The organism is Arthrobacter sp. 05T442 (assembly GCF_056395945.1).
This window is the reverse complement of sequence record NZ_JBFTKM010000001.1, coordinates 404,606-419,063: the sequence shown is the minus strand read 5'-3', so window position 1 is coordinate 419,063 and position 14,458 is coordinate 404,606. Positions and strand designations below refer to the sequence as shown.

At 67.6% G+C, this 14,458-nt stretch carries 14 protein-coding genes; 9 read left to right on the top strand and 5 right to left on the bottom strand.

What is annotated here, in order from left to right:
- Positions 1-24: 24 nt before the first annotated feature.
- Together AC1DES_RS01955 and AC1DES_RS01950 are read right to left on the bottom strand one after the other, a co-directional pair.
- Positions 25-639: a nitrobindin family protein gene (locus AC1DES_RS01955; RefSeq protein ID WP_476894000.1), complete on the bottom strand. Its 615-nt coding sequence runs from the start codon at positions 637-639 to the stop codon at positions 25-27.
- 184 nt (positions 640-823) lie between these two features.
- Complete coding sequence (locus AC1DES_RS01950) at positions 824-1,558, bottom strand: permease (RefSeq protein ID WP_476893999.1); 735 nt, start codon at positions 1,556-1,558, stop codon at positions 824-826.
- Between the two features lie 335 nt (positions 1,559-1,893).
- On the opposite strand from AC1DES_RS01950, the gene AC1DES_RS01945 reads away from it, so the two are divergent.
- From AC1DES_RS01945 to asd, 8 genes are all read left to right on the top strand, one after another.
- On the top strand, positions 1,894-2,592 hold the full coding sequence (locus AC1DES_RS01945; RefSeq protein ID WP_476893998.1) for a winged helix-turn-helix transcriptional regulator: 699 nt from the start codon (positions 1,894-1,896) through the stop codon (positions 2,590-2,592).
- Positions 2,593-2,854: 262 nt separating this feature from the next.
- Positions 2,855-3,826, top strand: coding sequence for a mycothiol synthase (gene mshD / locus AC1DES_RS01940; RefSeq protein ID WP_476893997.1), 972 nt, complete (start codon positions 2,855-2,857; stop codon positions 3,824-3,826).
- Between the two features lie 103 nt (positions 3,827-3,929).
- On the top strand, positions 3,930-6,179 hold the full coding sequence (locus tag AC1DES_RS01935; RefSeq protein WP_476893996.1) for an RNA degradosome polyphosphate kinase: 2,250 nt from the start codon (positions 3,930-3,932) through the stop codon (positions 6,177-6,179).
- Between the two features lie 23 nt (positions 6,180-6,202).
- Entirely contained in the window at positions 6,203-7,171 is a 969-nt protein-coding gene (locus AC1DES_RS01930; RefSeq protein ID WP_476894217.1) for an NUDIX hydrolase, read from the top strand.
- 66 nt (positions 7,172-7,237) lie between these two features.
- A complete protein-coding gene (locus AC1DES_RS01925; protein ID WP_476893995.1) occupies positions 7,238-8,041 on the top strand; it encodes a thymidylate synthase in 804 nt (267 codons plus the stop codon).
- A complete protein-coding gene (locus tag AC1DES_RS01920; protein ID WP_476893994.1) occupies positions 8,038-8,634 on the top strand; it encodes a dihydrofolate reductase in 597 nt (198 codons plus the stop codon). The genes AC1DES_RS01925 and AC1DES_RS01920 overlap by 4 nt, the downstream gene beginning before the upstream one ends.
- A 2-nt stretch (positions 8,635-8,636) precedes the next feature.
- Positions 8,637-8,855, top strand: coding sequence for an NF038396 family protein (locus AC1DES_RS01915; RefSeq protein WP_476893993.1), 219 nt, complete (start codon positions 8,637-8,639; stop codon positions 8,853-8,855).
- Between the two features lie 308 nt (positions 8,856-9,163).
- Entirely contained in the window at positions 9,164-10,306 is a 1,143-nt protein-coding gene (asd, locus tag AC1DES_RS01910; RefSeq protein ID WP_476893992.1) for an aspartate-semialdehyde dehydrogenase, read from the top strand.
- On the opposite strand, the gene AC1DES_RS01905 is transcribed toward asd, so the two are convergent.
- On the bottom strand, positions 10,303-11,418 hold the full coding sequence (locus AC1DES_RS01905; RefSeq protein ID WP_476893991.1) for a winged helix DNA-binding domain-containing protein: 1,116 nt from the start codon (positions 11,416-11,418) through the stop codon (positions 10,303-10,305). The two genes, asd and AC1DES_RS01905, sit on opposite strands and share 4 nt — an antisense overlap.
- Before the next feature lie 115 nt (positions 11,419-11,533).
- Between AC1DES_RS01905 and AC1DES_RS01900 the strand changes: the two genes are divergently transcribed.
- On the top strand, positions 11,534-12,025 hold the full coding sequence (locus tag AC1DES_RS01900) for a hypothetical protein (protein ID WP_476893990.1): 492 nt from the start codon (positions 11,534-11,536) through the stop codon (positions 12,023-12,025).
- Between the two features lie 21 nt (positions 12,026-12,046).
- Here the strand turns inward: AC1DES_RS01900 and AC1DES_RS01895 are convergent, their stop codons facing one another.
- The gene (locus AC1DES_RS01895; protein WP_476893989.1) at positions 12,047-13,114 is read right to left on the bottom strand and encodes a UDP-N-acetylmuramate dehydrogenase; all 1,068 of its coding nucleotides are present in this window, start codon (positions 13,112-13,114) and stop codon (positions 12,047-12,049) included.
- A gap of 19 nt (positions 13,115-13,133) precedes the next feature.
- The gene (locus tag AC1DES_RS01890; protein ID WP_476893988.1) at positions 13,134-14,444 is read right to left on the bottom strand and encodes an MFS transporter; all 1,311 of its coding nucleotides are present in this window, start codon (positions 14,442-14,444) and stop codon (positions 13,134-13,136) included.
- Positions 14,445-14,458 lie beyond the last annotated feature (14 nt).

Genomic DNA, 14,458 nt, shown 5'->3' with positions numbered 1-14,458 from the left:
ACGGAAAATCAGTGAGACCGGACTTCAGCTTACTTTCTTGAGGATGGCGGAGGCATGCGCCTCCAGGCCGCCGCCCGGCGTCGACCCCTTGCCGGCTGCCACGTCCCAGCGCCACAGCAGGTTCCCGTCCACGAGTCCGAAGATCCGGGTGGCTGCCGCGTACTCCTTGGAGTGGCTGCCGCGCATCACCATGTCGGTGCTGAGCTGGATCTGCGGTCCCTTGATCTGGCCGTAGTAGAGCTCGGAGATTCCGCCCGGATGGGAGATCGACACTGAGATGTCGAAGCCGCCGTCCTTGTTGCGCAGGGCTTCGACTTCGTCGGCGCTCTTCAGGACCGGAACGATGTCCGCCGGGATCAGGCCCGGGCCGCCGTCCTCGTCGCGCTGTTTGCGTTCGAGGGCCCAGAAGCCGGTCTCGACCGTCAGCGGACGCAGTTTCGTGCCGTCGTCGTCGGCCAGCCAGCTCTCGGCTCGGTACTGAAGGTACGGCAGGCCGTTGTGGGTGAAGGAGACCCTCTGCAGGAAGTGCTCCGAGTCCTCTTCCCCCGCCCCAAGCCGGCCGCTGCCCTCCCACTCACCAATGAGCCAGGACAGCGGAACGATTTCGGGCGTCAGATCAGTAGGAATTTCAATCGGCACGGCAACTACCTCTGGAAACTACGGGGTCTGGACAGGTATGTAACTTCAGGCGTTTACTTCTGGCCCTTGAAAAGGCGATAGACCACAAAACCGGCAAACCAGGCCATGGAAAGGCTGGCAACGCCGAGAAGAACAAGGAAGAAGATTTCAAATGCAAGTACGGACATGATGCCATCCTAACGCTTTAGTAGATGAGTAGTTTGTCTATGAAGTACGCCAGGGAACCGACTGCGGACACCGGTCCCAATCCCATGCCGAGGACGGCCAGGAAGTTCAATTCGTCGCCGCGGAGGATGAGCAGGCGGCGGAAACTGACGAGCACGGCACCCACCACTGCACCGACCACGGCGGCCGGAAGGACGGCGATGTCAGAGAATACGAGGCCTGCCAACGGCCCCGCCAGCCCTGCTGCGATGATTCCCAGTGGCGCCACCACGCGGTCCGGCCAGCGAATGAGGCCCGACAGCAAGGCCACCGCGGCGCTGATAGCGGCCACCAGGAACATCTCCAGGCCGCCATTGAACCGTGCGCAGGCGATCCAGCCCGCCCCCAGGCAGGACAGCATGACGCCCGCACAGGAGCCGAGGGTGGATTCGAGGCGCTGGGCCTGCCCGGTACCGCGGAGCAACTGCATGACGAAGACGGCCATGACACCGGCGGCCATGAACGCCGGCGTCCAGTCAAGGAATCCGGGAGCCGGGAGGTAGGTGGCGGCCACGGCGGACCCGACTCCGGGCAGGCCGATCAGGGCGGCCAGGGTCTTCTTGGCGGGAATGCCGAGGAAGTGGGGCCAGCCGACGCCGACCCCGACGGCGGCGAGCGCCGCTACGGCCAGCAGGACGCCCGGCGAGGAATAGGCACCGGCGACGATGGCGGCGAGTCCGGCAAGGCCGATGACGGCCATGCTCCAGGACTTCACTGTCCGCCCGCCGTCGACGTATCCGTCATGGCCGTACCTTCGCTCACTGCAGACCCCAATTCGACTCGGCGCAACTTTGTCGGGGCGGCGGGCCCCGACGGATCAATCCTGCCCTATGTGACCGATATATGTCGCAAAAGGACCGGCCGCAGGTGACGGGACCATGGCCGGGAAGGGGCATTTGGGTATACTCATAACTTAGCCAGGCTTCACGCTGCGGCACCGTATTGCAAGGTATCTTGCAGTGCCCGGGACCGTGGCGGGGAGCCGGTACCGGCCGGTGAAAGCCCGGTTCAGAGACGCCCAACGATGCGCGGACACCCCTTGGAGGAACCATGTCGCACATCCTGCTACTGACGAACAGCACCGGATCATCGGTGGACGTCCTGCCTGCTTTGGAACTGCTGAACCACCGCGTGCACATCCTTCCGGCCGAACCCACGGCCCTGCTCGAGACCGATCCCTGCGACATCGTCCTGCTGGATGCCCGCAAGGACCTCGTCGGCGCGCGGTCCCTGACCCAACTGCTCAAGGCCACCGGCCTGAGCGCCCCGTTGATGCTGATCCTGACCGAGGGCGGCATGGCCGCTGTGTCCTCCGCCTGGGCCGTGGATGACATCCTGCTGGAGTCTGCCGGCCCGGCAGAGGTGGAAGCCCGGATCCGCCTCGGCGTCGCCCGTGCCGTTCCCGAGCAGGACGACGCCCCGTCAGAGATCCGCGCCGCCGGCGTCGTGATCGACGAGGCCAGCTACACCGCGCGGGTCAACGGCGCGCCGCTGAACCTGACCTTCAAGGAATTCGAACTGCTGAAGTACCTGGCCCAGCACCCCGGCCGTGTCTTCACCCGCCAGCAACTCCTGACCGAAGTGTGGGGTTACGACTACTACGGCGGCACCCGGACCGTGGACGTCCACGTCCGGCGGCTCCGGGCCAAGCTCGGCGCCGACCACGAGAACCTGATCAGCACGGTCCGCAACGTCGGCTACCGCCTGACCCTCGTCCGCCAGCCCGAAGACGAACTGACGGAGGCCTGACCGGGGACCCAATCCGGGGACACCGCCTGATGATCACCGGCTATTGAACGCCATCCACTGATTGCCATCCATTGAACAGAAGGCCCCGGACTCAAGAGTCCGGGGCCTTCTGTTCATGCTGTCAGTGGAGGACATACGGGTCGAACGTATCGAGGCCACCCCAGTGGTGGATCCCCCTCACATCCGGCTCAACGCCGGATGAGTTATCGACTATACGTCCCCTGCCGGGAACGATCAAATCGGGCGCTGATAGCCTTGCGTCATGAGTCCTGCGCACCCGGAAAACTGGCCCGTCCTTGCCGTCAAGGGAAGCGCGGATGAACAACTGCTGAGCGACGTCCGCGCCCTTGTGAGCGCCGCGGCGGAATCCGACGGGAATCCTCCGCTCTCCGAGCAGACCCTCGTGACGCTGCGCGCCGCCGACGCGGGTGCGCATTCGGTGCTGACACTGGCGCTGTACTCCCCTGACGACAAATCCGATCCTGCAACGGCGCGGGACCTGGCCGGCTTCGCCGTTGTGGTCGACGAACCTGACGGTACCGGGGTCCTGGAAATCGCCGTCCACCCGAGCTACCGAAACCAGGGCGTGGCAGACCGGCTGGTTGGCGAACTCAAGAACACCCGGGGCTTCGCCGGCCTGAAGGCGTGGTCCCACGGAAACCATGAAGCCGCGGCAGACCTCGCCGCGCGTTACGGCTACGGCCCTGTCCGCGAACTGTGGAAGATGCGGCTCACCACTGCGGCGGCGCAACTGCCCGGCGCGGCCGTGCCCGACGGCGTGAGGCTCCGGGCCTTCGTCCCTGGCCAGGATGAGGACGCCTGGCTGGCCGCGAACAAGGCAGCCTTCGCCCATCACCCGGAGCAGGGCAGCATGACGCGTGCGGACCTCGAGGCCCGGATGGCCGAGCCGTGGTTTGATCCTGCGGGCTTCCTGCTGGCAGTGGACTCCTCGGACCGGATCCTGGGGTTCCACTGGACGAAGGTGCACCAGCGCCACGGCGACCACCCCGCGATGGGCGAGGTCTACGTTGTGGGCGTTGCCCCCGCGGCACAGGGCTCCGGACTGGGCAAAGCCCTGACAATTGCCGGCATCAAGTACCTGCAGGACCTCGGACTCCACGCGGTCATGCTCTACGTGGACGCGGACAATGTCCCGGCGGTAGCGCTGTACCGCCGCCTGGGCTTCACCCGCTGGGATGTCGACGTCATGTATGCGCCCCTGGCCGGACCGTAATCCGCCCGGCGCGCGGGCCCTTCGACGCGGTCGAAATCTGGGCTCGCTCCGCGGCGATTGCTTGTAAGGTTGAAGCTAATCGCGCCAGCAATGAGGAGAGACCATGCAACGGGAATCTGCCCGGACAGCCACGTCTAACAACAAGGTGCGTCCAGTGCGTGCCCGTTTCGGCTCCTCCGAAGTGCCGGCCTCACGTGCCACCCAGGACCGGATCGACATCCCCGAGTTCGCCCCCAACCTGGAGCCGGAAGGCGACATCAGCCCCGACCGGTTCCTGGACCGGGAGCTGAGCTGGCTGGCGTTCAATTCCCGGGTCCTGGAGCTGGCCGAAGACCCCAACCTCTACTTGCTGGAGCGGGTCAGCTTCCTGTCCATCTTCGCGTCCAACCTTGACGAGTTCTTCATGGTCCGCGTCGCCGGGCTCAAGCGCCGGATCGCCACAGGCCTCGCCGTGCCCTCCCCGGCCGGACTGAGCCCCATGCAGGTCCTCGAGCAGATCGGCGAGGCTGCCCACCGACTGCAGCAGCGCCACGCCCGGGTCTACGCGGAACAGATCCGTCCCGCCCTGGCCTACGAACACATCCACCTCATGCACTGGGAAGAGCTCGACTCCCAGGCCAAAGACCAGCTCAGCGCCATGTTTGCCGAGAAGGTCTTCCCGATCCTCACGCCGCTCGCCGTGGATCCGGCCCACCCCTTCCCGTACATTTCCGGGCTGTCCCTGAACCTGGCCGTGGTGGTCCGCAATCCGGTCAGCGACAAGGAGCTCTTCGCCCGCGTCAAGGTCCCGGACCAGCTGCCGCGCCTGATTTCGATCGACGGACCCCGTGCCGGTTCCGTCCCCGGGCGCGTGGCGCGGTTCATCGCCCTTGAGGAAGTCATCGCCGTCCACCTGGACCAGCTCTTCGCCGGCATGGAGGTCCTGGAGCACCATACGTTCCGCGTCACCCGCAACGAGGACGTCGAAGTGGAAGAGGACGACGCCGAGAACCTGCTGCAGGCCCTGGAAAAGGAACTGCTGCGCCGCCGCTTCGGCCCTCCCGTCCGGCTCGAGGTCACCAACGACATCAACCCGAACATCAGGGCCCTGCTCATCCGCGAACTCGGCGTCGAGGAATCCGAGGTCTACTCCGTCCCGGCCCCGCTGGACCTGCGCGGGCTGTCGGTGATTGCCGGCATCGACCGGGCGGACCTGCACTACCCCAAGCACGTCCCGCACACCTCGCGCTACCTCAACGAGTCCGAGACGTCCAAGGCCGCCAACGTCTTCGCCGCCATGCGGCGGCGGGACATCCTCCTGCACCACCCGTACGATTCGTTCTCCACGTCTGTCCAGGCCTTCCTCGAACAGGCCGCCGCGGACCCGAAGGTCCAGGCCATCAAGCAGACCCTGTACCGCACCTCCGGCGACTCCCCGATCGTCGATGCGCTGATCGACGCCGCCGAGGCCGGCAAGCAGGTCCTGGCGCTCGTGGAGATCAAGGCCCGCTTTGACGAGCAGGCCAACATCTCCTGGGCCCGGAAACTGGAGCAGGCCGGCGTGCACGTGGTCTACGGCATCGTGGGCCTCAAGACCCACTGCAAGCTCTCCCTCGTCGTACGCCAGGAAGTGGACGGGTTGCGCCGCTACTGCCACATCGGCACCGGCAACTACCACCCGCGCACGGCCCGGTACTACGAAGACCTGGGCCTGCTGACGGCCAACGAGCAGGTAGGCGAAGACCTCTCGAAGCTCTTCAACCAGCTTTCCGGCTATGCGCCGAAGTCCACCTTCAAGAGACTGCTCGTGGCGCCGCGCTCCGTCCGGTCCGGGCTGATCGACCGGATTGAAACCGAAATCCGGAACGCCAGGGCCGGCATCGCCGCCCGCGTCCAGATCAAGGTCAACTCGATGGTGGACGAAGCCATCATCGATTCCCTGTACCGCGCATCCCAGGCCGGGGTGCCGGTGGACGTGATCGTCCGCGGCATCTGCTCCCTGCGCCCCGGGGTCCCGGGCCTTAGCGAGAACATCACGGTCCGTTCCGTCCTGGGCCGGTTCCTGGAGCACTCCCGCGTCTTTGCCTTCGCCAACGGGGGCGACCCGGTCGTCTACATCGGTTCGGCCGACATGATGCACCGTAACCTGGACCGCCGGGTCGAGGCCCTCGTTCAGCTCACAAGCGGCGATGACACGACCTATGTCCTGGACATGCTGCGCCGGTACATGGACCCGGGGACGGCCAGCTGGCATCTGGATAGCTCCGGGGACTGGATCCGCCATCACCTGGCGGAGGACGGCCGGAACCTCGACGACGTCCAGTCCTGGCTGCTCGCTTCACGCTCGCGGCAACGCTCGACGAGCCTGCGTTAGGGGCTCTGGCAGTGTCTTACGATTTGACGAGCGATTCGCTGGTCGCCGACCAGAGCGACCACACCGGCGAAGCCATAGCCGTCGTGGCGGCGGGGGCCGTACCGTGGCGGATCAACAAGGACGAGCTTGAGGTCCTGCTGATCCACCGTCCGCGGTACGACGACTGGTCCTGGCCCAAGGGCAAGATCGACCCCGGCGAGACCATCCCCGAGTGCGCCATCCGGGAGGTGCAGGAGGAAATCGGGCTCCAGGCCCCCCTGGGCATCCCGCTTCCGCCCATCCACTACCACGTGGCGGCCGGGCTTAAGGTCGTCCATTACTGGGCCGTCGACGTCGACGGCGCAGCGCTGCTGCCCGACGGCAAGGAAGTGGACAGCGTCCTGTGGTGTTCGCCGGAGAAGGCTGCCGGCCTGCTGAGCAACCCCAGTGACGTCGGTCCGCTCGAGCACCTCGTCGCGGCGCACAGCCGCGGGGAACTGGAGACCTGGCCGCTGCTGATCGTCCGCCATGCCAAGGCCAAGCCGCGCTCCTCCTGGACCAAGGCCGAGGGCGACCGCCCGCTCGCGGCAACAGGGACGCGGCAGGCGCAAGCCGTCGGGCGGCTCCTGCGCACGTGGCAGCCTGCGCGGGTCGTGACGAGCCCGTGGCTGCGGTGCGTCGCAACGATCGCGCCCTACGCCAAGGCCGCGGACGCCAAGGTGAAGCTCCATGACTCCCTGACCGAGCACCGGCACGCCCGCAGCCCGCACAAGACGGCCGCCGTCGTCGAGGCACTCTTCGACAAACAGCGTCCCGTGGCCCTGTGCACCCACCGCCCTGCCCTGCCGACCGTCTTCGCGCAACTCGGCAAACACATGAGCTCCCGGCTGCGCGCCCTGCTGCCGTCCTCGGACCCTTTCCTGGCGCCGGGCGAGATGATCGTGTGCCATGTGGCGCACGGCAGCAAAAACAAAGTTGTTGCCGTGGAGAGGTTCCGGCCGTTCGACGACTGAGGCCGGTGATGACCGGCGTCAGTCACAGAGGGACTCCGCTTTTGGAGACCTCAGTAGACTGGGACCGTGAGCATTCCAACGCCCTATGAAGACCTGCTGCGCGATGTCCTGGAACACGGCACGCACAAATCGGACCGTACCGGGACGGGTACCCTCAGCGTATTCGGCCGCCAGCTGCGCTTTGACCTGGGCAAGAGCTTCCCGCTGATCACCACCAAGCGCGTGCATTTCAAGTCCGTGGCCGTGGAGCTCCTGTGGTTCCTGCGGGGGGACAGCAACGTGAAGTGGATGCAGGACCAGGGCGTCACCATCTGGAACGAATGGGCGGACGCTGACGGCGAACTCGGTCCCGTCTACGGCGTGCAGTGGCGCAGCTGGCCCACCCCCGACGGCGGCCATATCGACCAGATCGCCGAACTCGTCGAGAACCTCAAAACCAACCCGGACTCGCGCCGGCACATCGTCTCGGCCTGGAACGTCGCCGAACTCAAGAACATGGCGCTCCCGCCCTGCCATGCCTTCTTCCAGTTCTACGTCGCCGGCGGCAAGCTTTCCTGCCAGCTGTACCAGCGCTCGGCGGACACCTTCCTGGGTGTCCCCTTCAATATCGCGTCCTACGCGCTGCTGACGTGCATGCTGGCCCAGCAGTCCGGCCTGGAACCGGGCGAATTCGTCTGGACCGGCGGGGACGTCCACATCTACGACAACCACATGGACCAGGTCCTCAAGCAGCTGGCCCGCGAACCTTACGACTACCCGCAGCTCAAGATCACCCGCAAGCCGGAGTCCATTTTCGACTACACCTTCGAGGACTTCGAAGTGGTCGGATACCAGCACCACCCGACGATTAAGGCGCCGATAGCCGTATGAGCAACAACGAAAACCCGCAGCAGGGCGCCCAGACCACGCCCTTCACCGAGGACCTGGCTGCTTCCCTCACCGGCCTGGGCGTGATCTGGGCACAGACCAACACGGGTGTCATCGGCAAGGACGGCGGAATGCCGTGGCACCTGCCCGAGGACATGAGGCACTTCGCCCGGCTCACCACCGGACACCCGGTCATCATGGGCCGCAAGACGTGGGAATCCTTCCCCGACAAATACCGGCCCCTCCCTGGCCGGACCAACATCGTCATCACCCGTCAGGAAGGCTGGGGTGCTACGCCCGCGGCCGAGGGCGCCACCGCTGTGAGGTCCCTGGATGACGCCCTGCTGGAGTCCCAGTTCGCGCCCGGGCACGACATGGTCTGGATCGTCGGCGGCGGGGATATCTTCGCCCAGTCGATGGACCTCGCCGACGTCGCCGTGATCACTACGATCGACACGGCCACCGAGGGCGACACCTTCGCCCCGGAGCTCGGCTACGACTGGACCACCGGGGCCAGCCTGCCAGCCAACGGGTGGCTGACGTCCGCCGGCGGAACCCGCTACCGCATGACCCAGTGGCGCCGGACCAAGGGCTAGGAATGCTGAAGAAACCCGAAACCCTGTTCGTCCTGGGCTACATGCTCCTCCCCCTCCTGGCGTTGCTCTCCGCGATCGTGGGACTGACCATGATCCTGGGCGGCAACAAGATCCTCGGCGCGGTCGTGCTGGTTGTGGTGACCCAGGTCTTCACCTTTGGCGCTGTCTTTGCGCTGCGTCGCCGCAAGGCGGCCCTGCTGGAAGAGCCGCGCGGCGACTAGGGGCGTGCGCCGCCGCTGTTCAACAGTCCAGGACTGGACCGGGCATTCGGCGATGACATCGCCGCGCTGTGGCGCGGGGACAAACTCGATGCCGTCCCCGGCCCGCCCGGATGGAGGGGTCAGGCTGCGGACGTGTTGCCCGACCGCCCTGGGTGATGATGCCGGTCCAGCCACGGCTCCTCTGGACGATGACGGACTCTTGCAGGCGCCGGGGAACAAGCCCGTCCGGGGTGGGGCCGCCGCGGACGCGGACGGAGCAGTGACGTAACCGACTGCGCCGCGCCGGCCGCAAAGTCTAAACTGGCCCAATGACTACAGCAGCTACTCCGTCCGTCGGCCTGGTCGGCTGGCGCGGCATGGTCGGTTCCGTCCTGATGCAGCGCATGCAGGACGAGGGCGACTTCGCCACCATCAACCCGGTCTTTTTCTCCACCTCGAACGCCGGAGGTGCCGCCCCGGCCGTTGCGGGTGCTGCGGCGGGCGCCGCCGGCAAGCTCGAGGACGCGTTCGACGTCGATACCCTGGCGAAGCTGCCGATCATCGTCACCGCCCAGGGCGGTGACTACACCAAGCAGGTCCACGGCGAACTGCGCAGCCGGGGCTGGGACGGTCTCTGGATCGACGCCGCCTCCACCCTGCGGATGAACGACGACTCGATCATCGTCCTGGACCCGATCAACCGGGACGTCATCGACGCCGGCCTCTCCGGCGGCGTGAAGGACTACATCGGCGGCAACTGCACCGTCTCCTGCATGCTCATGGGCCTGGGCGGGCTGTTCAAGAACGGCCTCGTCGAATGGGGCACCTCGATGACGTACCAGGCCGCATCAGGCGGCGGCGCCCGGCACATGCGCGAACTGCTGAGCCAGTTCGGCACCCTCAATGCCGAGGTCAGCACGGAACTGGACGATCCGGCGTCGGCCATCCTGGAGATCGACCGCAAGGTCCTCGCCCACCAGCGCACCAACATCGACGCCAGCCAGTTCGGTGTCCCGCTGGCCGGCTCGCTGATCCCCTGGATCGACGCGGATCTTGGCAACGGCCAGTCCAAGGAAGAGTGGAAGGCCGGTGTGGAGACCAACAAGATCCTGGGCACCTCCGGCAAGGAGCACATCGTCATGGACGGGCTGTGCATCCGGATCGGAGCCATGCGCTCGCACTCCCAGGCGCTGACGCTCAAACTCCGCGAGGACCTCCCCGTGGCCGAGATCGAGAAGCTCCTGGACGCGGACAACGAGTGGGCCACCGTGGTTCCCAACACCAAGGAAGACTCCATGGCCCGGCTGACCCCGGTGGCCGCGTCCGGCACCCTGGACATCCCCGTGGGCCGCATCCGCAAGATGGAGATGGGCCCGCGCTACATCAGCGCCTTCACGGTAGGCGACCAGCTCCTGTGGGGCGCGGCCGAACCGTTGCGCCGCATGCTCAACATCGCCACCGGGAACCTCTAGGGCGTTCCCGCACCAAGGAACCTGCGGTACTTCGCGGCCTGCACCCCGAACGACTTCCGGGCGGCAGGCCGCAGTCCGTTAACCGCGTCAAATGGTTCGGGTACGACGCCGGTGCTGGGGCCGTTCCCGGACTTCCCCCAGGTGCCGACCACTTCGCCGCCGGCCACGATGGTCTTCCTGAAAATGCCGTTGCCGCCCGGAACGATCTTCTCGGCGTGTCGGGACGGCAGCACAAGGGATCTGTCTGTATACCCCAGCAGGAACTCATCAAACCCCGGGAGTGCCAGTACGGACCGCTGGCCGGGGACGCCGTCCTCGAGCAGCGCCGCAGTCTCCGGCGAGAGCCAGTAGCCCGTGTCCTCGAACACGAGCTCCACCAGGCGGTCGCGCACGGCGGCCAGGGCCGGTCGGACCTCGGTCAGCGGTATGCCCGACCACCAGACAAAGTCGCGCTCCGTGGCGGGGCCGTGGCTGCGCATGTATCGCAGCAGCAGTTCCGCGATGCCTTCCGCCCGGTCCAGCGTCCGCGACGAACTGATCCACTCATCGAAGGCGACAACGCGCTGCTGGTTGCCCGCAAGTGGTCCCTGCACAAGCCATGCCCGCTGGCACAGGACCCCCAGCAGGTGGATGCCCCGCTGGCCCGCCGTCGACTGTCCCGCCTCCTCAAAAGCCCGGAACAGCTCGTCCCGCGTGGCGGCTCCCCCGCCGCAGACCAACTGCACTGCCGCCTTCCGGGCTGTCTGGATGTCCTCAGCAGCGATGCCGAGCTCGCGGTGGCGTCCGGCCATGCCCCGGACCATGCGCCCGGAGGTAATGCCCAGGACCCACCGCAGGTCTTCCGGAGCGATCAGGTGCAGGGTCCCCCGCATCGGCCAGGAGCGGACGATCTCGCCCCGGTCCAAGGCAGCGCGGACGTCCTCGAGGCGGGCGCCCGGGACCCGCTGGCCGACCGCCCACAGGGCGGACGGGAGATCCTGCGCCTGCATCGACATCATCCACCGCACTGCGTCCTGCGCGGTGCCCAGGCCCGGCCCCAGCAACCCCTGCGAGGCCAGACGGAGCCTGCCCATGATTCCGCGGCTGAGCCGGGAGCGCACCACTGCTGCCATGCACCCATCGTAGGACCGGGGACCGACACTCGCCACGGACGCGGCCACCGTCCGCACCGGCTGCCGCACCGGGTGTTCCCAGCCGCCGTCCAGCGGACCTCTCTACCCTTGTTGCATGACCATGAGTGAGATGTGGCCGCGGCTGCGGCCCCTGTGCAGGAAGCTGGCCCTGCTGGGCTGGGCCTCCAGCGCCGCCGGCATGGCTGCCGGGCTCGCCGTCGCCATCGCCAGCGGCACACGGCTCTCCCCCATGATGAGCACTCTGCAGCTGGTCGCCGGCGTGTGCATGGTGCTGTCCGTCGGCAGCTTCGTCACCGCCGCCACGCTCCAGCCCCGCGCCCATGCGCGGCACGACACCGAGCCGCGGAGCCGTGACCTCCAGGTCGAGACAGGCGGCGAGTTCCCGGCCACCGTGCAGAGTTTCCTCCTGGGCTCGGTGGCGCTGCTCGCCGGGGCCGTCGCCTTCGCCTGTGCCGGACTGGTGCTCCAGAGCGGGCCCAGCCCCCAGTCCGTCGCATTTTGCCAGGTCTTCCTGCTCGGAGCGGCGGCGTCCGGCTTCACCTTCATGCTGTTCACCAAGGTGTCGCCGCCGCGCGGGAGCAGCTGAGCCCGCGGGCGCTCGATCTCCCTAGAGTTCGATGCCGATGAGCAGGGGCTCCGGGTGCAGCTCAATGCCGAAGCGTTCGACGACGCCGCGGCGCACCTCCCGCGCAACCGCCAGCATGTCCGCGGCGCTCGCGGCGCCCCGGTTGCTGATGGCAAGCGTGTGCTTGGTGGACAGCGAGGCCCGTCCGCCGGAGATGCTGTCAGGGGCGAGCCCGAAGCCCTTTCCGAAGCCTGCCTGGTCGATCAGCCACGCCGCCGAGAGCTTGACCAGCCCGTCCGACCCGCCGGGGTATCGCGGAGCCTCGTCGGGGAGTCTGCCGGCCACGTCCGCGGGGACGATCGGGTTCGTGAAGAAGGATCCGGTGGAGTAAGTGTCCCTGTCTGCCGGGTCCAGGACCATGCCCTTGGACGCCCGCAGCCGGAGCACCTCGCGGCGGACGTCGTTGGAGTAGGCCCGCTGCCCCGGCTCGACCCCCAGCGACCGGGCCAGCTCGGCGTACCGGACGGGCGCGCTCATGCGGCCCAGCGGAAGCTGGAATTCCACGGTGAGCACCACATAGCGCGGGGATCCGTTGACGGTGGCCCGTTTAAGTACGGAATCGCGGTAACCGAACTTCAGCTCCGCGTTGGTAAACGTCTGCACCGCATTGCGTTCCCGGTCCCACGTGCGCACCGCGGCAATGGTTTGGGAGACGTCGGCACCGTAGGCTCCCACGTTCTGCACCGGGGTGGCCCCGGTGGCACCCGGAATGCCGGACAGCGCTTCGATGCCGGACCAGGCGTGCCGTACCGCGTGTTCTACGAGGGCATCCCAGTTGTGGCCGGCCTGAACCACGACGGACACCCCGCCGCACGAGTCCTCGGCATTGACCGTGAACCCTTCCGAGGCGATCTTCAGCACCGCGCCAGGGAACCCGTCGTCGGACACCAGCAGGTTGGAGCCGCCGCCGATGATCAGCAGCGGCTCCCCCGCGGCGTCGGCGGAGCGGACGGCATCGATGATTTCGGCCTCGTCCCGCGCTTCGACGTAGGTGCCGGCGGGCCCGCCGACGGCGGCCGTGGTCAGGGCGGAAAGCAGAATCTGGGTCACCTGACCAGCCTAGCCGGGATCACACTGTCCCCTTAGCGGACGGCCCAGTCACGGTGATCTTCCGGGCCACCGGGGAGAGCAGGAAGCTTGCCGCCAGCATCACCATGACGGCCAGCAGCGAGTGGAGGATCCCCACGTGCTCCGCGAGCAGCCCGAGCAGCGGCGGCCCGCAGAGGAACGCGCCGTAGCCGATCGTGGAGACCACGGACACCCGTGCGGCCGCCTTGCGGGGGTCGTCGGCGGCGGCGGACATGCCGACCGGGAAGCCCAGGGAGGCGCCGAGGCCCCAGATCGCCAGGGCCACGTACGCCAGCCACGGCACCGGGGCGAAGACGAACAAGCCCAGACCCAGGACCGCCATCGCGGCGCACCAGCGCATGACCGGGACGCGGCCGAAGCGGTCCAGCACGAACGTTCCGGCGAAGCGGCCCACGGTCATGAAGGTGACAAAGAGTCCATAGCCGGCGGCCCCGGCGGCATCGGATTGGCCATGGCCGTCGGCGAGGGCCAGGGCCACCCAGTCGCCCGCCGCTCCTTCGGCCAGGGCCAGGCCCAGCACCAGGAAGCCGAGCAGCAGCGTGCGCCGGTCCCGCCAGGCCTGGGCGATCTGGCGCTTGTTGTCCAGCGGCTCCTCCGCGGCGCCTGCGCCGATCCGGACGACAGGAATCGGGCCGGTGGACGGGTCCTCGAAGTTATCGGTTCTGGGGGGATTGAAGCTCTCCTCCCCCTGCAGCGGCGTGAAGTCGGCGCGGAACCACGCCGCGGCGGTGGTCACCGAGCCGGCCACCAGCACGCCCGCCGCGGCGAGGTGCCAGAAGACGGGGATCCCGGCACCGGCAGCCCAGGCACCCAGCCCGGCTCCGGCCACCGTGCCCAGGCTGAAGGAGCCGTGCAGCCGGGGCATGATGTGCCGCCGGACGGCGCGTTCCACCGCCGCGCCTTCGACATTGGACGCGGTGTTCCAGCTGGGGGTGCCCAGCCCGATGATGACCAGTCCCGCGGCGACGGCGCCCGGGCTGGCGAGCACGGTGGTACCGAAGCCCGCGAGCATGAGCCCGAACCCGACCATGATGCTGCCGATCCGGATGGTGCGCCTGGAGCCGAGCCGAAGGACAATCAGGCCCGAGGCGGACACGGACAGGAACGACCCCGCCGTCATGCAGAGCAGGAGCAGCCCGACGGTGCCGGGAGTCAGATCCAGGCCGTCACGGATGGCCGGCAGCCGGGACACCCATGTGGAAAACGCGACGCCGCTGGCCGCGTAGGCGACCACCACCGCGTTCCGCCAGTGCGTGATCTCGGCGGCCGGGACGAAGACACCCCTGGTCACAGCAGCATCATGGG